The organism is Streptomyces sp. NPDC002573, from assembly GCF_042889625.1.
GTDB classification, from domain to species: Bacteria; Actinomycetota; Actinomycetes; order Streptomycetales; family Streptomycetaceae; genus Streptomyces; species Streptomyces gibsoniae.
Map to the genome: position 1 here is coordinate 13,196 of NZ_JBIARC010000004.1, position 17,138 is coordinate 30,333.

Consider the following 17,138-nt stretch of genomic DNA (forward strand, 5'->3'; position numbering starts at 1 on the left):
CCTCCTTGAGCGGCCGGACACTGACGGGTGATGCTGGTCCGAACCCTGTCGAAAGCAACCCGGACGGCGGGGTGTGCGCCATCCGAGTCTTATTCACCCATATGGGGCCGGTGTGCCCTGTCCTTTGACCAGGGGGTGGCATGGCCGCTTATCCAGCGGAACACTCAGGAGATCCTTTCGCGTCGCTCACCGGCCAGGTGTTCCGTCCCGCCCGGCAGCGGCCGGTACGGATGAGGGGGGTCACCGAGGCGGACCTGCCGGAGCTGCACCGCCTCGACCGGGAGGTCTTCCAGGAGGTGGCCTATCCGTACTTCATGCTCCGCCAGCTGTTCGACATGTACGCGGACCATCTCCTGGTCCTGGACGACGGCGAGGCCCTCCAGGGCTACGTCCTGGCCGGCACCGGGGACGACTCCGGGCTCGGCTGGGTGCTGGGACTGGGCGTCGCCCGGGCGCGCCGCGGGGAGGGCCTGGGGCGGCGGCTGATGCTGGAGATCCTGGGGCGGCTGCGCAACGACGGCATACGGGAGGTCAGACTGACCGTCGACCCCACCAACGCGGCGGCGATAGCCCTCTACAAGTCCTCCGGCTTCGCCCCCGCGACAGCCGAGGGCGGGCTCCGCAGAAACTACTTCGGACCCGGCGAGCACCGCCTCGTGCTGGGCCTGAGCCTCTGACCGGTGGACGAGGGGGGCCGCGTCGCCAGCCGGGCGCCCGTTTCGGTCGAGCTCTCAGCCGGTGAAGCGCTCCACATAGCGCCGCTGCCAGGGGGTCTCCACGGCGTGCCGGTGGTAGCGGGTGCGTACGAACGCCACGGCCTCGTGGGGCGGCACACCGTCCAGCACGGCCAGACAGGCCAGTGCCGTGCCGGTACGGCCACGGCCGCCGCCGCAGGCGATCTCGACGCGGTCGGTCCGGGACCGGGTCCAGGCCTCGGCGAACAGCCGTCGTGCCTCGATACGGCTGCCGGGCAGCCGGAAGTCGGGCCAGTACAGCCAGCCGTACGCCCAGGGCATGTCCGGGGGGCGTCGGCCGAGGAGGTACACCCCGTAGGCGGGCGGCGGGCCCTCGGGCAGCGGTCGCCGCAGCCCCCGCCCGCGCACCAGCCGGCCGGACGGCAGCCGCAGCACACCGGGCGCGCCCGGCTCCCACCCGCCGCTGTCCTCCATCGCCCCAGTATCGGGCGGCGATGGGCGCGGGCGCACCGTTCCCGCCCGCGGACGGGCCGCGGCGGTACTCAGAAGCCGCCGGACGGTTCGCCGTACTCCCGGGCCGTGCGGTCCTCGATGCCCCGGAAGTGGTCCGCCATCGCCCGCTCCGCGCCCTCGACGTCCCGGGCCCGCAGGGCCGTGACGATGTCGCGGTGGCGGCGCGCCGTGAGCTGCGGGGTCGTGCCGTCCGGCCAGTCCCGGACCCGGGCGACCCGCCGGAACACCGTCCAGAACGCGCTCAGCAGTTGCGGCACCAGCGCGTTGCCCAGCGAGCCGTAGAGCAACTCGTGGAACTCGCGGTCCAGTTCGGCAAAGGACCGGTCCTCCCGGCCCGCCGCCTCCATCCGGGACACCACCGCCTCCAGACGGTCCAGCTCCGGTTCGGACAGCGTCATGGCGACCCGTCTGATCAGGCCCTCCTCCAGCACCTCACGGACCTGGAGGATCTCGTTCAGGGCGTCCATCTCCTCGTCGGGCCGGGTGAGCGTGCGAAAGGTGAGACCGTCGACGAACGGGGTCAGCGACGCCTGCCCGACATAGGTCCCGTAGCCGTGCCGGATCTCCACGATGTCGAGTGCCTGAAGGGCCTTGAGCGCCTCCCGCACCGAGTTGCGGCTCACCCCGAGGTCCTCCATCAGCTCCGACTCCGTGGGCAGCGGCGCACCGGGCCGGAGTTTGCGATCGAGGATGAGCTGCATGACCTCGCGCTGGATCCGGCTGCTGACGCGCCGCTCTGTCCTGCGTCGGTTCCCGGTGGCATCGGACATGCGCCGCATCGTACGCGCGTGCCTCTCGGGCGTCCCGCCCTCGGAGGGTATGAATACGTCAACTACCCGCATTTCAAGCCTTCATTGGTCGCACCTGTGACGGTTCGGCCATTCGTGTGTCTTCCCTTGACCGCCCCCACGGCCCCACTTATGGTCACGCTGCCGCCATGACGTAGGACGTCGTATCTCCCCATCCTCGAGCCCAGCCCCATATCCCTCATCCGGACAACCATTTGCTGGAGGAACCGTGCGCGACGTGATTCCCGACGTACCGGCGCCGGACCGCCGGGCGTTTCTGAGGTACTCCGGCGCGCTGGGTGCGGCCGCCGCCCTGTCCTCGTCGCTGGCCGCCTGCTCCTCGGGCCCGGAGTCCACCAACGACACCGGCAGCGAGGGCGGCAGGAACCGGACGCTGACGGCGGTCATCGGCTACGGCAACGACGGCAGCTGGGATCCCACCCAGACCGCATCGGCCTTCTGCATGGCCGCCAACAACCACATCTACGAGGGCCTGCTCGACACCGACCCCATCACGCGGGAGCCCTACGCGGCGCTCGCGACCGAGGTGCCTGAGGACACCGGCAGCACCTCGTGGAGGTTCACTCTGCGGGAGGGCGCGAAGTTCCACGACGGACAGCCGGTCACGGCCGACGACGTGGTGTTCGTCTTCGACCGGATCCTGGACCCCAGGACCCAGACCCTGGCCAAGGGGTTCTTCGCGAGCTGGCTGAGCGAGGTCCGCAAGGTCGACGCACGGACCGTCGAGCTGGTGCTCAAGTTCCCCTTCCCGGACGGCCTCTCGCGGCTGACGCTGGCGAAGGTCATGCCCAAGCACGTGTTCTCCCGGCCCGGCGCCTGGGACGACGCGATCAAGGGGCTGGCGGTGGGCTCGGGGCCGTACCGGCAGACCGCGCACCACCCGAAGTCCAACACGACCTTCGAGGCGTTCGCCGACTACAACGGGCCGCGCAGGCCCGCGTTCAAGAAGATGAACTGGCTGACGATCGTCGACGCCGCGCCGCGCGTCGCGCGGATCTCCGGCACGGCCGCGGGGGCGCAGATCGCGGACAACATCCCGTACGCCAACATCCGGCAGCTCACCGCGAGCGGGATGACGGTCCGGGGCGGAGCCGGGATGAACAACCTGTTCCTGATGTTCAACACCAGGCACAAGCCCTTCGACGACGTCCGGGTCCGGCAGGCCCTCCACTACGCCATCGACACCGGCAAGATGGTGGAGGTGGCCCTGAAAGGGCACGGGAAGCCGTCGTCCTCCTTCCTCAACGAGGGCAACCCCGCCTACCGACGGGCGAAGACGGTCTACGACCACGACCCCGACCGGGCGAAGGCACTGCTGAAGCAGGCCGGGGTCAGCGGGCTGAAGATCGACGTCCTCGCGGTGAACGTGAGCTGGATCGTCGACTGCCTGCCCACCATCAAGGCCTCCTGGGACGCGATCGGTGTGCAGACGACGCTGTCGCCGCAGGAGACCACGGCGGTCTTCACCAAGATGGACCAGAAGCAGGACTACCAGGTCGTCGCCGCCGCCTCGAACCCCAACCAGTTCGGCCTCGACGCCGACCTGATCATGCACTACAACTACGGCCCGCAGAACCTGTGGATGGGCTACGCCCGCTGGGCCGACAACCCCGTCGCCAGGAAGCTCTTCACGGACATGGACCGCGCGACCCGGGAGTCCGACCCGGCGCGGAAGACGGCGATGATCCAGGACTACATCGACGTCGTCGCCGAGCAGGCCGTGCTCTACCCGGTCGTCCACAACGAGCTGATGACCGCCTGGAACCCCAGGAAACTCACCGGGATAAGGGCGCAGCCCTACCCGGGCATCAACCTCCTCCAGGCCAAGTGGATCTAGCCACGTCAGGAGTTGGTCCATGGTCGCCGTCGCCAGGATCCTGGTCCGCCGTGTCCTGCTGCTCGTGCCGCTGATGCTCGGCATCGTGCTGTTCGTGTTCCTCGTGATGCGGTTCTCGGACGTCGACCCGGCGTCCGCGTTCTTCCAGGGCGCCAACCCGACACCGCAGCAACTGCACGACTTCCGGGAGCACAACGGGCTGCTGGACCCGCTGCCGGTGCGCTACGTCCACTTCGTGGGCGATCTGCTCCACGGCGACATGGGGACCAGCGCCCTGACCCGGGCGCCGGTGGTCGACCAGGTCACCACCGCGCTCCCGCTCACCCTTCAGCTCACCTTTCTCGGGCTGGGTGTCGCGGTGGTGCTCGCCCTCGTCGGCGGGGTGACGGCCGCCATCCACCGGGACCGGCTGCCGGACCAGATCATCCGGGTGGTGTCCCTTACCGGGGTCGCCGCCCCCGGTTTCTGGCTGGCGCTGCTGATGATCCAGTATCTGGCGGTCGACCGGGGCTGGTTCCCGGCCGGCGGCTACATCAACCCGGCGGACTCCTTCACCGGGTGGCTGCGGACGATGACCCTGCCCGCGCTCGCGCTGTCGCTGCCGGTGGCGGCACAGCTGACCCGGATCGTGCGCACGGCCGTGGTGGAGGAGCTGGACAAGGACTATGTGCGCACGGCGATCGGCAGCGGGCTGCCGCCGCGGGTGGTGGTCGGCCGGAACGTGCTGCGCAACGCGCTCATGAACCCGCTGACGGTGCTGGGCCTGCGGGTCGGGTATCTGCTGGGCGGGGCGGTCGTCATCGAGACCATCTTCTCGCTGCCCGGCATGGGCAAGTTGATGATCGACGCCGTCAAGAACGGCGACCCGGCCGTCGTCCAGGGTGTCGTCCTGACCACGGCGACCGGTTTCGTGGTCGTCAACCTCGTCATCGACATCCTGTATCTGCTGGTCAACCCGCGACTGAGGGATGCGGCCCGATGATCACCACACGCAGGGGCCTCGCCCGGGCCCTGTCCCGTCCCGGTGTCCGGCTGCGCGGCTGGCGCCGGCTGCCGCCGCCGTCGAAGGCCGCGGTCTGCATTCTGGCGGTCGTCGTGCTGGTGGCGCTGCTCGCGCCGGTCATCGCCCCGCACGACCCGCTCGACCAGCAGGAGCCGGTCGACGGCACCGGGCACCCCTCGGCCGGTCACTGGATGGGCCAGGACAGCCTCGGCCGGGACATCCTCAGCCGGCTGATGTACGGGGCCCGCTGGTCGCTCGCGATCGGGCTCGGGGCGACCGCGCTGGCCCTGGTGGTGGGGGCGCTGCTCGGCGCGGTCGCGGCGACCTCCCGCAAGGCCGTCGACGAGACGCTGATGCGCTGTCTGGACGTGGTGATGGCGTTCCCCGGCATCGCGCTCGCGGCCGTCCTCATCTCCGTCTTCGGCGGCGGGATCACCGTGCTGATCTGCGCGATCGCGTTCCTGTTCACCCCGCCCGTCGCCAGGGTCGTCCGGGCGAACGTGCTGGACCAGTACGGCGAGGACTATGTCACCGCCGAACGCGTGATCGGCGCGCGGACTCCCCATATCGTGCTGCGGCACGTGGCGGTCAACTGCGCCGCGCCCGTGCTGGTCTTCTGCACGGTGCAGGTCGCCGAGGCCATCGTGTTCGAGGCGTCGCTGTCCTTCATCGGGGCGGGCGTACGGCCCCCGGACCCCTCGTGGGGCAGCGTGATCGCGGACGGCAAGAACATGGTGCTGACCGGCGGCTGGTGGGCCACGGTCTTCCCGGGCCTGCTGATGCTGGTCACCGTCCTGTCGCTGAACATCCTGTCCGAGGGCGTCTCGGACGCGTGGGCGGCGCCCGCGGCCCGGGCCGTCGAGGCGCGGGACGAGGGCGACCGGCTCCAGGCGCCACAGCCCGGCAGCGGCGAGGTGGTGGCGCTGCCGGGGCTGGTCGAGGCGGCGCGGCGGCTGCGCTCGCGGGCCCGTCCCCTGCCGGGCGGGCCGCCCGTGCTCGCGGTGGAGAACCTCGCCGTCGGCTTCCCCGGCCGGCACGCGGGCGTGGACATCGTGGACGGCATCAGCTTCGAGGTGCACCCCGGGGAGGTCCTCGGGCTGGTGGGCGAGTCGGGGTGCGGGAAGTCGCTGACCGCGCTCACGGTGATGGGGCTCCAGCCGAAGGGGGCCCGGGTGCGGGGCCGGGTCCGGTTCGGCCGGCGGGATCTGCTGGCCGAGCGGATGCGCGTACGGCGCAGGCTGCTCGGCCATGAGATGGCGATGGTCTACCAGGACGCGCTGTCCTCCCTGAACCCGGCGATGACGATCCGGGCACAGCTGAAACAGGTCGTACGGCGCGGTGGCCGCCGAAGTCCCGCCGAACTGCTGACGATGGTCGGCCTGGACCCCGAACGCACCCTGCGCAGCTATCCGCACGAACTCTCCGGCGGCCAGCGGCAGCGGGTCCTGATCGCCCTGGCGCTCTCCCGCGACCCCGGGCTGATCATCGCGGACGAACCGACGACCGCGCTGGACGTGACCGTTCAGGCGCAGATCATCGAGCTGTTGCTCGGGCTGCGGGCGGAGCTGGGGTTCGCGCTGATCCTCGTCTCGCACGACCTGGCGCTGGTGGCGGACGTCACGGACCGGGTGGTGGTGATGTACGGCGGGCAGATCGTGGAGACCGGGGTGACCGCCGATCTGGTGGAGGCGCCCGCCCACCACTACACCCGGGGGCTGCTCGGCAGTGTGCTGTCGCTGGAGTCGGCCGCCGAGCGGATGACGCAGATCAAGGGCGTCGTGCCCGCCCCCGCCGGCTTCCCGGCCGGCTGCCGCTTCGCGGACCGCTGCCCACGGGCGAGCGAGGTGTGCCGGACCACGGCGCCCGGCCTCGCGGGCACCCGGACGCACACCGCGGCCTGCCACCACCCGGCGGTCGATCTGGTGACGACGCAGGAGAGCGAGGCCGTGACATGAGTGGGACCGCCGAGCCCTCGGGCGCCCCGGGCGCGATCGTGGAACTCTCCGACGCCCATGTCGTCCACAAGGCGCGCAGCGGCGGCCTGTTCACCCGGGACCGGGTGTACGCCCTGACCGGCGCGGAACTGGCCGTGGCGCCCGGTGAGACGGTCGGTGTGGTCGGCGAGTCGGGATGCGGCAAGTCGACGCTGGCGAAGGTGCTGGTGGGCGTGGAGCGGCCGACCTCGGGCACGGTGCTCTTCCGGGGCCGCGACCTGTGGTCGATGCCACCCGCCGAACGCCGGGCCGCGGTCGGCGCGAGCACCGGCATGGTCTTCCAGGACGCCTCGACGGCGCTGAACCGCCGGCTGACCGTGCGCCGGATCCTGCGCGACCCGCTGGATGTGCACCGGCGCGGCACACCTCGGCAACGGGCGGCGCGGGTAGGGGAGTTGATGTCGCTCGTGGGCCTGCCCCGGGCCCTCGCCGACGCCCTGCCCGGACAGCTCTCCGGCGGTCAGCGGCAGCGCGTGGCGATCGCCCGCGCCCTCGCCCTCGACCCCGAGCTGGTGGTGGCCGACGAGCCGACGAGCGCGCTGGACGTGTCGGTCCGCGCGCAGGTCCTCAACCTCCTGCTGGATCTGCGGGAACGCCTGGGCCTGGCGCTCGTCTTCGTCTCGCACGACATTCAGACGGTACGGCGGATGAGCGACCGGGTGATCACCATGTATCTGGGCCGGATCGTCGAGGAGGCCCCGGCCGGTCGGGTCACCGAGCACGCCCGGCACCCGTACACCCGTGCCCTGTTCTCCGCGACGCCCGGTCTGCTGGACCCGATCGACGCGATCCCGCTGGCCGGTCCGGTGCCGTCGGCCACCCGGCCGCCGAGCGGCTGCCCGTTCCGCACCCGCTGCTGGAAGGCGGACGAGGTGTGCGCCGAGGCGATGCCGGGCTCCTCGGGCGCGTCGTCCGCCGGTCACCGCTTCCGCTGCCACCATCCTGTGGAGGAGGGCGAGCCGACGCGCGACCTCGTGCGCCAGGCCGCACGGCCCTCCCCGGCCACCGCCATGGCCGAGGGGGCGCCGGACCACGTACTGCCCGACCAGAAACACGCCCGGGAGCCCTGATGACCCTGCCCACCCCGCTGACCGGTGTCGTACCGCCCGTCTGCACCCCCCTGACACCGGACCGCGAGGTGGACGTCCCCTCGCTCGTCAGGCTCGTGGACCATCTGCTGTCGGCCGGGGTGGACGCCCTGTTCGTGCTCGGGTCGTCCTCGGAGGCCGCGTATCTGACGGACGGCCGGCGCCGGCTGGTGGTGGAGACGGTCGTGTCCCATGTGTCCGGCCGGGTCCCGGTGCTGGCCGGGGCGATCGACATGACCACGTCCCGGGTGCTGGACCATGTGGCGTACGCGGCCGCCGCGGGCGCGGACGCGGTGGTGGTGACGGCGCCCTTCTACACGCGCACGCATCCCGCGGAGGTCGCCCGCCACTACCGCCTGGTCGCCGAGCGCTCCCCGGTGCCGGTGTTCGCGTACGACATCCCGGTGGCCGTCCACACCAAGCTGCGCCCGGAACTGGTCCTGGAGCTGGCCGGGGAGGGAACGCTGGCCGGGCTGAAGGACTCCAGCGGCGATCTGGCCGCCTTCCGCGCGGTGGTGACGGGCGCCCGGACGCGCCCCGGGATCAGGGGCTTCAGCGTGCTGACGGGTTCCGAACTGGTCGTGGACTCGGCGCTGGCGCTGGGTGCGGACGGGGCGGTCCCGGGGCTGGCCAATGTGGACCCCGAGGGGTATGTGCGCCTGGACCGGCTGTGCCGGGCGGGCGACTGGGCCGCGGCACGGGCGGAGCAGGAGCGGCTGTGCGCGCTGTTCGCCATGACGGGCGCCGGTGACCCGGCGCGGATGGGCGGCAGTTCGTCGGGGCTCGGCGCGTTCAAGGCGGCCCTGTTCCTGCGGGGCGTGATCGCGTGCCCGGCGACGGCCGAGCCGCAGGTGGCCCTGTCGGAGGCGGAGACGGAGCAGGTGGGCAAGTATCTGGCGGCGGCGGGGCTGCTGTAGCCGTCACTGCGGGACGCCGAGCAGGGTCCGCCGGAACTCGATCGTCTCGTACGGTCCCTTCGCCCCGGTCTCGTAGAGGATCGCGGTCTGCCCGCCGGGCAGTTGGACCAGATCGCTGTAGGCCGCCTTCCGCCGGGACAGCGTCAGCACCTGGGTGAAGCGCCTCCCGCCGTCGGTGCTGCGCCAGATCGCCATCGCCTCGCGCGCGGTGGGCACCGAGGGCCCGGAGAAGAGCAACGGGGCGTGTGCTCCTCGGAGTTGGAGGACGCTGCCCTGGACGACGGGGACGTCGTCCAGGGTGTGCTGCACCGCGTAGGGGTGCTCCAGGGTCCTGCCCCCGTCGTCGGAGTAGCCGTCGAGGCGGTTCCCGGCGCTGCCGCCGTCCTGGTCCCGTGCGTTGAAGTAGATCCGTCCGTCGGGGAGCTGGGCCGCGCTGGTCTCGTTGGCGTTGTCGTGGCCGTAGGCCGAGTCGTCGCTGAAGCCCAGGTGCCAGGTGGTGCCGCCGTCGTCGGAGTAGATCGCGTGGCCGCCGTAGTACCGGCCCTCCCGTCCGGTGTCGGAGGAACCGGGGGGCGGCGCGGTGGAGTGGTCGGCGGGCACGACGAGACGGCCGGTGTGCGGGCCCCGGGTGAGGGCGATCGCATGGCCGGGGCCGGTGGCGTACCACCGCCAGTCCGCCCGCTTCACCTCGGCGGTGATCTCCCGTGGGGCGGAGAAGTGTCGTCCGTCGTCCCCGCTCGTCTGTACGAAGGCCCGGCGGCTCTCGCGGTGCGTCACCTCGCCGCGCATGATCTGCGCCTCGGTCACCGCACCGCTGTTGTACGACGTGACGATGACGATCCGCCCGGTCCGCGGGTCCACGACGGGCGCCGGGTTGCCCCGGGTGTCCCCCTTGCCGGCCGCGACGACCGCGAGCGGCCCCCAGGTGCAGCCGCCGTCCTGGGAGCGTCTGAGGACGACGTCTATGTCGCCGCTGTCCGCCGCGCTGCCCCGCCGCCCCTCGGCGAAGGCGAGCACGGTCCCCTTCCGCGTGACGACCACCGCGGGGATCCGGTAGGTGTGGTAGCCGCCCTGACCGGCCCTGTACGGCACGGAGGAGAGGCAGCCGCCGCGGTGCGCGACCGGCTCGCCGGACGCGGCCTGCGTCATCGGCAGGACGCTGAGCAGCCCGGCGGCGACCGTCGCTCGGACGGCGATGCGGCGGATGGGCGTCATGGCATGCTCCCTGCGCTGTGGTGGGCACGGGACATGTGATGCCCCGTCGTGATCAATCTGCCACCGATGCCATCGCGGTAGACCTGCCGGGTGGGGGTTCTGGTGTGCGGTCAGCCCCTCGTGCGGAGTACACGGACGGCCGCGCGCAGGCGGAGCCAGTGGCCGGTGACGAGGCAGAGCAGGGCGTAGCGGGGTACGAGGCGTTCGACCGGGCGGCTGTCCCTGCCGAGGATGCGGATGCCGTCCTGGAGCGCCGTGTCGTACAGGACCACGGCACGGCGCGGGCGCAGCGCCCAAAGGGTGGCGTAGGCGGTACCGCAGCGCGCGTACCAGGCCAGGAGGTGGTCCGTGCCGTGCACGCGTGCACGGTCGGCGGCCAGGACCGTATACGCGTCGACAGCGGTGCGCAGACGGCCGGTCCGGCGGTCCGTCGCGGCGACCAGCCAGCGGGACTCGAGGGTCCAGGGGTGGTCGGGTCCGTAGAGCCGCTCGTGGTCGGCGCGGCGGGCGCGGGCTGTCTCGCGCGCCGTGCGCCAGCGGCCGGAGAGCCAGAGCGCATGCGTCCACCAGTACCGCTGCCCCAGGACGGCGTGGTGATCCGTGCCGAACCGGTCGGTCAGGTCCGTCAGCAGACGCCGCTGGACAACGGCGTTGCGCCGGACGCGGCCGACCGAGGCGTAGGCATGGCCCAACCGGCGGCGTGCCGCCGTCGCATCCCAGCTCCAGGAGCCGGACCTGGCCTCGCACGCCCGGACCACCTGGTGGCGGATGCGCAGCGCCTTGAAGCGGCGCTGAACGGCGCGGTGTCCGTCAGCCACCCGGCCGAGCAGATACACCGTGTACGGGTGTTCGACTCCGAGAAGGCGCCGTGCGCTCGCCTCGGTCTCCCGGATCAGTCGCCGGGCCTCGCGTCCGCGCCCCAGTCCGGTGAGCGCCGAGGCGTGTTCGGAACGGGCGAACAAGGTCAGCTCGTTGTCAGGGCCGTACAGCCGTTCGCTGTCGGCCACCACCTGCTCCGTGACGGTGAGTTGCTCCCGGTGGCGTTCCGCCTCGCCGTACGCCGTGGCGAGCCAGCGGCGCGCCAGCACGGCGGCCTGATGGTCGGCGCCCAGGATGCGGTCCACGTCCTCCACGACCCTGCGGTGGACCGCGAGCGCCTCGTTGTGTTCCCCGCACCAGGTGAGCGCGTCGGCGAGGTCGCTGCGGGCCCACACCACGTTGATGTGATCGTCGCCGTAGGCCCGGATGTTCTCCCGCAGGTTCTCCGCGCGCAGCTCGCGGGCCGGGTCGGGTCTGCCCTCCTCCAGCAGCACCCGGGCCAGGCGCCCTCGCGAGGAGAGCGTCCGCGGGTGCCCCGGACCGAAGGTCCGTGCGGCGTCCTGCACCATCCGCTCCAGCAGCTCGACCGCCTCCGGATACCGGGCGGCATCCCGCAGCGCATCGGCGAGCCCGGTCCGGGCGTCGAACGTCTGGGGATGTGAGGGGCCGCGCACCCTCTCGTGGTCGGCGAGAACCCCTCGCGCGTACGCGACCGCCTCCTCGGGACGACCGGCCTGGGCGCACACATGGATGTGGGTGCGGCGCTCCTCGAAGGTCTGGGGTGCCTCGCTGCCGAGAAGCCGCTCCAGGTCCGCGATCAGCACCACCTGGGCGGCGTAGGCCTCGTCGGGCCGCCATGCCCGGCCGAGTGACCAGACCAGCCTCCGCCGTGCCAGCAGCACACGCCCGTCGTCCGGTCCGTGCAGGGCGGTCCGCTCCTCGACCAGCCGGCCGAACAGTTCCATGGACTCCTCGTGACGCCCCGCGTACAGCAGGCAGGTGGCGAGGGTGTCCTGGATCTCGAACGTGTCCGGTGACCGGGGGCCGAAGACACGCCGGGCGTCCTCCACCGCGCGCGTCGCGGCGGTGAGGCCCTCCCCGTGCAGGCTCGCGTCGGCGCAGTGGAGAGCAAGGCTGTTGCGGGCCCAGACGGTCTCGGGGGCGTCGGGACCGTGCTCCGCCTCGCTCTCCTGCAGATGGCGGCGGAGCAGGGCGACGCCCTCCTCGGCCCGGCCCACCTCTTCGAAGGTCTCGGCGAGGCTCCGCAGGGAGTCCAGTCTGGAGCGTGACGCTCCACCGCCCGTGGGCCAGTCGGCGCGCAGCCGTTCCAGAAGGGACACCGCCTCGGTCCGCCGCCCTGCCGCGGCGTAGGCGTACGCGAGATCGTCGAGGGCCTTCCTGGTGCGCTCGTGGTCCGGGCCGACGAGCCGGCGCACGTCCTGTTCCAACTCCTCGAACATCGGTACGGACAGCTCGTAACGCGCCGCCGACTGGTACGACCGGGCGAGGTGGCGGCGGGCCTCGAGCGTGCCCTCGTCCTCGGGCCCGAGGCACCGGTCGGAGAGCTCCAGCAGTCTCCGGTACGCGGTGATGGCCTGCTCGGTGCGGCCCGACCACGCGTACATCTCCCCTTCGAGCCGGACCGCCAGGCGGAAGGCGGCCGCCTCCTCGCCGAGCGCCTCCTCGCAGTCCCGCCTTGTCTCACCCGCCCACTCCACCGCCCGCGCCATCGCGCCCACATGGCCGAGGTGGTCGTAGGCCGCCCAGCGCCGCAGACCCACCAGGGAGTTCTGCATCTCCTGGTCGTACGACGCCAGGTCCCCGCGCGCCACCGCCCACAGCGCACCGATCTGATCGACCAGCTGCCCTGCGAACTCCCGGCGCTCCCAGGCGTCCTCCTCCGGCACGAGCACCTCGTGCAGATGCCGGACCACGGCCCCCACCACCGGCCGCAGTGCCTCCCCGGCGCGCTCCCGCACCACCCGCTGCACCAGCCGGTGCACGCTCACCGCGTCCGCGCCGGCGTCCGTGACGAGCGATGCCTGGGTCAAGGCGCCCAGCCCGGCCTCCACCTCTGCGGTGTCGTCGGCCCCGGCCTCCTTCGCCACCCCGCGCAGTACGTCCCGGGGCACGCCGGAGGGTGCCAGGACCGACAGCGCGTCCAGCAGCAGCCGCACCACGGGGTGCCGCTGTCCGACCTGCTCCGCCGCCAGGAGCACGGCCTCGGCCACGCCGTGCGGGTACCTCTCGCCCGGCACCTTCTCCAGCACCGTCCGCAGGGGATACGCCCGCAGCCGCTCCAGATAGGCCCGGTAGCCGGTCCCACGCGCCCGGATGACATAGGCGGCCTGGGCGAGCGCCAGGGGCAGCCGTCCCAGTTCCTCCGCCACGTCACGCGCCCCGTCGTCCGGTGGCACGCCCGTCCGCCGGCTCAGGAAGTCCAAGGCCTCCTCCTGGGTGAACACGGTGACGTCCACGCGCGCCCCGGCGAGGTTCTCGAACGCCTGCGAGGTGGTGGTCACGACCGCCTGAGCCCGCCCGGCCGTCGGCAGCAGGCCCGCGATCTCGTCCGGATCGGTGGCGTTGTCCAGGACCAGCAGGCACGGCTCGGGGTTCCGGGCGATCCAGGTGAGGGCCGCCCGGGCGGCCGCGGGTGCGTCGTCGTCGGCCGCCCGCACGCCCAGTTGGGCGGCCAGTTCGGCGAGCCCGGAGGTCAGCTGGCCGCCGTCCTCCGCCGTGATCCAGGCGACCACGGGCCACCCCTCCTCGATGCGGCGCCGCGCGTAGGCCGCGGCCAGTTGGGTCTTGCCCACACCACGGGCGCCGGTGACCGCGTGGACCACCGTCAGACCGTGCCGCCCGGTGGCCTCGGCGAGCTCGTCGAGCAGGTCCGCGCGGGGTTGGAAGCCGACCGGTTCACGGGGCAGGTCGCCCATGCGGACACGGAGCGGGGCCGGGTCGCTCTGCGGTGCCGCGACGGTGACCGTCGCGTTCGGGAACTCCAGACGGGCACCCGGTGGGGCCGGTTCGGTGGTCCCCGCGGCCCGTGGCACCCACCAGGCGCCCCAGGCCCCGCCCACCGTGGCCGCGACGGTGGCCGCCGCGACCCCCACGGCCACACGGTTGTCGTCGGACGTCGGCAGCAGCGGCACTCCGGCGGCGTAGAAGAGCAGGAAGACGCCCGCGAACGCCAGGACGTTCAGCACCGCCACCAGCGCCCAGCGTATGCCGTGCCTCACGAGCTCCCCCTCGTCCCCCAGCACGTACCGGTACGACGATTGTGCCCCGCCGATCGCGTGGCGAGGCCGCTGAGGAGCAAGGTTCCGGGGCCCTGGAGCGGACCGGTGACGGACCGCCGGATTCCGTCAGGAGGGTGTACGCGCCGCCGCCAGCAGTCGGGTCACGTCGTCCGAGCAGATCGTCAGGGCCGCGCCGACCGTGGTGAGCACCTCGCGTTCGGCGGGGGTGTAGGGGCCGTCCGCGAGGGCGATGCGGGCGCCCTGGAGCAGGATCGACTCGCGGCCGGCGGAGGCGAGGTGCGGGGCCAGGGGGTCCAGGGCCTCGTGCAGCTCTATGGCGAGGCTGGCGCCGCCCGGTTCGCCGCAGACCCGGCCGGTGTCGGCGATCAGGGCCTCGACCAGGGCGTCGAGCCCGTCCACCGTGCAGTCCTCGAAACCGGCGGCGCGGACCGCGGTGGCGGCCGTCTCCAGGACCGTACGGGAGCAGGTGCCGCCCGCGGCGAGGACCGCGAGAGCCACCGTGTGGACGGCGTCGCGGAGCATCGCGGAGAAGCGGGTCGTGGTGGGGTGGTCCAGGACGTCCGTGCCGTAGTGGTGGCCGCAGGCCGCGCACTCCACGACCGGGCCCGTCTCACCGCGCGGCAGGACCGGGACGCCCACGAGGGCGAGGCGGCGGCGCCCGGTGAGGCGCTGGTAGTTGCGGTCGCCCCCGCAGCCGGGACAGAAGAACTCGCCGTCCCCCACCGCGGTCCATGCGGTACGGATGCCCAGAAACTGCGCGGCACGGGCCCTGCGGACTCCACGGCCGTTGCGTCCCCGTCCTGGCAGCACGTCGCACCTCCGTAACCCCACGGCAACATCGCCGCGCTGGCGTGATGTTAGCCACATTGTTGATGCGGAGTCAGTACCCCGGACGAGACCTCTCCGTGATCTTCGGCCGAAATGGCTGGTCCACGACGCGGCCCCGTCCGCCCTGAAGGGCGGACGGGGCCGGGAACGTGCCGGTCAGAGGGTCAGCGGTCGGCGCGGTTGACCGCGGAGACGACAGCCTTCAGCGAGGCACGTGTCGTATTCGCGTCGATGCCGATGCCCCACAGGACCTTGCCGTCGATCGCGCACTCGATGTACGAGGCCGCCTGCGCGGAGGCTCCCTCGCTCATCGTGTGCTCCTGGTAGTCCAGCAGGCGTACGTCGATGCCGATGGACTGCAGCGCGTCGAAGAAGGCCGAGATCGGACCGTTGCCGGAGCCGGTGAGGACGGTGTCCCGGCCGTCGACCGTGGCCTCGACCGTCAGGGTGTCGACGCCGTCCTTGTCGGTGGTGGTCTGGCCCGTCCTCACCTGGATGCGGCCCCAGGGGTTGTCCGGGTTCGGCAGGTACTCGTCCCGGAAGACGCTCCAGATCTCCGTCGGCGTGACCTCGCCGCCCTCGGCGTCCGTCTTCGCCTGGATGATCTTCGAGAACTCGATCTGCATCCGGCGCGGCAGGTCCAGCTTGTGGTCGTTCTTCAGGACGTAGGCGATGCCGCCCTTGCCGGACTGCGAGTTCACCCGGATGACGGCCTCGTAGGAGCGGCCGACGTCCTTCGGGTCGATCGGCAGGTACGGCACCGCCCACTCGATGTCGTCGACCGTCCTGCCCTGGGCGGCCGCTTCGGCCTCCATGGCGTCGAAGCCCTTCTTGATGGCGTCCTGGTGGGAGCCGGAGAAGGAGGTGTAGACGAGGTCCCCGATGTACGGGTGGCGGGGGTGGACCTCCATCTGGTTGCAGTACTCCCAGGTGCGGCGGATGTCGTCGATGTGGGAGAAGTCGATCTGCGGGTCGACGCCCTGGGAGAAGAGGTTCATGCCCAGGGTGACCAGGTCGACGTTGCCGGTGCGCTCGCCCTGGCCGAACAGGCAGCCCTCGACGCGGTCGGCGCCGGCCATCACGGCCAGCTCGGCGGCGGCCACGGCGGTGCCGCGGTCGTTGTGCGGGTGGGCCGACAGGCAGACGTACTCGCGGCGGGAGAGGTTGCGGTGCATCCACTCGAAGCGGTCCGCGTGGGTGGAGGGGGTCGAGCGCTCCACCGTGGCGGGCAGGTTGAGGATGATCTCGCGGCCCGGGCCGGGCTGCCAGACGTCCATGACCGCCTCGCAGACCTCCAGGGCGAAGTCCAGCTCGGTGTCGGTGAAGATCTCGGGGCTGTACTGGTATCCGAACTCCGTCTCGGGGCCCAGCAGCTTCTCGGCGTACTCCATCACCAGCCGCGTGCCGTCCACGGCGATCTGCTTGATGTCGTCCTTGGAGCCGCGGAAGACGACCCGTCGGAAGACGGGGGCGGTCGCGTTGTAGAGGTGGACGTTGGCCCGCCGCGCGCCCTTCAGGGACTCGACGGTCCGCTCGATCAGGTCCTCGCGGGCCTGGGTCAGCACGGAGATCGTCACGTCGTCCGGGATCGCGCCCTCTTCCTCGATGATCGAGCGCACGAAGTCGAAGTCGGTCTGGCCGGAGGCGGGGAAGCCGACCTCGATCTCCTTGTAGCCCATCTTCACCAGCAGGTCGAACATCGCCCGCTTGCGCGTGGGGGACATCGGGTCGATCAGGGCCTGGTTGCCGTCGCGCAGGTCGGTGGAGAGCCAGCGCGGAGCGCGGCTGACGCGCTGGTCCGGCCAGGTGCGGTCGGGGATGTCGACCTGGTCGTACGGGCGGTACTTGTGGACCGGCATGGACGTGGGCTGCTGGCGGTTGGCCATGGTGCGTGGGCTCCTCAGGGGTGTCCGGCAGGACGGCCGACGGCGCAACGCCAAACTCCGCGGGGAGGGGGTCGGCCTCGACTACAGGCCCTCGCCGCGGCAGCTAAGGAGGAGCAGCCCGAAACGCATGATGCTCCGCATGCTAGTCCAGCCGCGCCGGATACGAAGGCCCGTATCAGTATGCGGGACCGTGGGGATAATTCGGACAAATAGTGCGGCACCTCACAGTCGGCACCGGCCCCCACGCCCCACCGCCGCACCCCGCCCCCATGTC

Annotated in this window: 12 protein-coding genes; 6 read left to right on the forward strand and 6 right to left on the reverse strand. The window is 72.1% G+C overall.

The window, feature by feature from the left end:
- Positions 1-140: 140 nt before the first annotated feature.
- Complete coding sequence (locus tag ACFYX0_RS05260; RefSeq protein ID WP_388966561.1) at positions 141-677, forward strand: GNAT family N-acetyltransferase; 537 nt, start codon at positions 141-143, stop codon at positions 675-677.
- A gap of 54 nt (positions 678-731) precedes the next feature.
- On the opposite strand, the gene ACFYX0_RS05265 is transcribed toward ACFYX0_RS05260, so the two are convergent.
- Positions 732-1,169, reverse strand: coding sequence for a protein phosphatase (locus ACFYX0_RS05265; protein ID WP_388966564.1), 438 nt, complete (start codon positions 1,167-1,169; stop codon positions 732-734).
- Between the two features lie 68 nt (positions 1,170-1,237).
- Positions 1,238-1,987 carry a FadR/GntR family transcriptional regulator gene (locus ACFYX0_RS05270; protein WP_388966567.1) on the reverse strand — a complete coding sequence of 250 codons (750 nt, stop codon included), beginning with the start codon at positions 1,985-1,987 and terminating at the stop codon, positions 1,238-1,240.
- Positions 1,988-2,225: 238 nt separating this feature from the next.
- On the opposite strand from ACFYX0_RS05270, the gene ACFYX0_RS05275 reads away from it, so the two are divergent.
- From ACFYX0_RS05275 to ACFYX0_RS05295, 5 genes are read left to right on the forward strand one after another with little or no spacing between them, the layout of a single operon-like run.
- Positions 2,226-3,854 (forward strand): ABC transporter substrate-binding protein, encoded by a 1,629-nt coding sequence (locus ACFYX0_RS05275; protein ID WP_388966570.1) that lies wholly within the window; start codon positions 2,226-2,228, stop codon positions 3,852-3,854.
- 19 nt (positions 3,855-3,873) lie between these two features.
- The gene (locus ACFYX0_RS05280) at positions 3,874-4,836 is read left to right on the forward strand and encodes an ABC transporter permease (RefSeq protein ID WP_311698433.1); all 963 of its coding nucleotides are present in this window, start codon (positions 3,874-3,876) and stop codon (positions 4,834-4,836) included.
- Positions 4,833-6,812: a dipeptide/oligopeptide/nickel ABC transporter permease/ATP-binding protein gene (locus ACFYX0_RS05285; protein WP_388966573.1), complete on the forward strand. Its 1,980-nt coding sequence runs from the start codon at positions 4,833-4,835 to the stop codon at positions 6,810-6,812. Before ACFYX0_RS05280 ends, ACFYX0_RS05285 begins: the two co-directional genes overlap by 4 nt.
- Entirely contained in the window at positions 6,809-7,921 is a 1,113-nt protein-coding gene (locus tag ACFYX0_RS05290; protein ID WP_388966576.1) for an oligopeptide/dipeptide ABC transporter ATP-binding protein, read from the forward strand. Before ACFYX0_RS05285 ends, ACFYX0_RS05290 begins: the two co-directional genes overlap by 4 nt.
- Positions 7,921-8,856: a dihydrodipicolinate synthase family protein gene (locus ACFYX0_RS05295; protein ID WP_388966579.1), complete on the forward strand. Its 936-nt coding sequence runs from the start codon at positions 7,921-7,923 to the stop codon at positions 8,854-8,856. Before ACFYX0_RS05290 ends, ACFYX0_RS05295 begins: the two co-directional genes overlap by 1 nt.
- Before the next feature lie 3 nt (positions 8,857-8,859).
- Here ACFYX0_RS05295 and ACFYX0_RS05300 read toward each other — a convergent pair whose 3' ends face one another.
- From ACFYX0_RS05300 to leuA, 4 genes are all read right to left on the reverse strand, one after another.
- On the reverse strand, positions 8,860-10,071 hold the full coding sequence (locus ACFYX0_RS05300) for an exo-alpha-sialidase (protein ID WP_388966581.1): 1,212 nt from the start codon (positions 10,069-10,071) through the stop codon (positions 8,860-8,862).
- A gap of 110 nt (positions 10,072-10,181) precedes the next feature.
- Positions 10,182-14,129 (reverse strand): FxSxx-COOH system tetratricopeptide repeat protein, encoded by a 3,948-nt coding sequence (gene fxsT / locus ACFYX0_RS05305; protein ID WP_388966584.1) that lies wholly within the window; start codon positions 14,127-14,129, stop codon positions 10,182-10,184.
- A 126-nt stretch (positions 14,130-14,255) separates the two neighbouring features.
- Positions 14,256-14,960: a TerB family tellurite resistance protein gene (locus ACFYX0_RS05310; RefSeq protein WP_355918987.1), complete on the reverse strand. Its 705-nt coding sequence runs from the start codon at positions 14,958-14,960 to the stop codon at positions 14,256-14,258.
- Between the two features lie 182 nt (positions 14,961-15,142).
- Positions 15,143-16,864 carry a 2-isopropylmalate synthase gene (gene leuA / locus ACFYX0_RS05315; protein ID WP_355918984.1) on the reverse strand — a complete coding sequence of 574 codons (1,722 nt, stop codon included), beginning with the start codon at positions 16,862-16,864 and terminating at the stop codon, positions 15,143-15,145.
- Positions 16,865-17,138 lie beyond the last annotated feature (274 nt).

Coding starts and splice junctions, on each gene's coding strand:
- ACFYX0_RS05290 (WP_388966576.1), top strand. CDS start 6,809: ATGAGTGGGACCGCCGAGCCCTCGGGCGCCCCGGGCGCGATCGTGGAA.
- ACFYX0_RS05260 (WP_388966561.1), top strand. CDS start 141: ATGGCCGCTTATCCAGCGGAACACTCAGGAGATCCTTTCGCGTCGCTC.
- ACFYX0_RS05270 (WP_388966567.1), bottom strand. CDS start 1,987: ATGCGGCGCATGTCCGATGCCACCGGGAACCGACGCAGGACAGAGCGG.
- ACFYX0_RS05265 (WP_388966564.1), bottom strand. CDS start 1,169: ATGGAGGACAGCGGCGGGTGGGAGCCGGGCGCGCCCGGTGTGCTGCGG.
- ACFYX0_RS05300 (WP_388966581.1), bottom strand. CDS start 10,071: ATGACGCCCATCCGCCGCATCGCCGTCCGAGCGACGGTCGCCGCCGGG.
- ACFYX0_RS05280 (WP_311698433.1), top strand. CDS start 3,874: ATGGTCGCCGTCGCCAGGATCCTGGTCCGCCGTGTCCTGCTGCTCGTG.
- leuA (WP_355918984.1), bottom strand. CDS start 16,864: ATGGCCAACCGCCAGCAGCCCACGTCCATGCCGGTCCACAAGTACCGC.
- ACFYX0_RS05295 (WP_388966579.1), top strand. CDS start 7,921: ATGACCCTGCCCACCCCGCTGACCGGTGTCGTACCGCCCGTCTGCACC.
- ACFYX0_RS05285 (WP_388966573.1), top strand. CDS start 4,833: ATGATCACCACACGCAGGGGCCTCGCCCGGGCCCTGTCCCGTCCCGGT.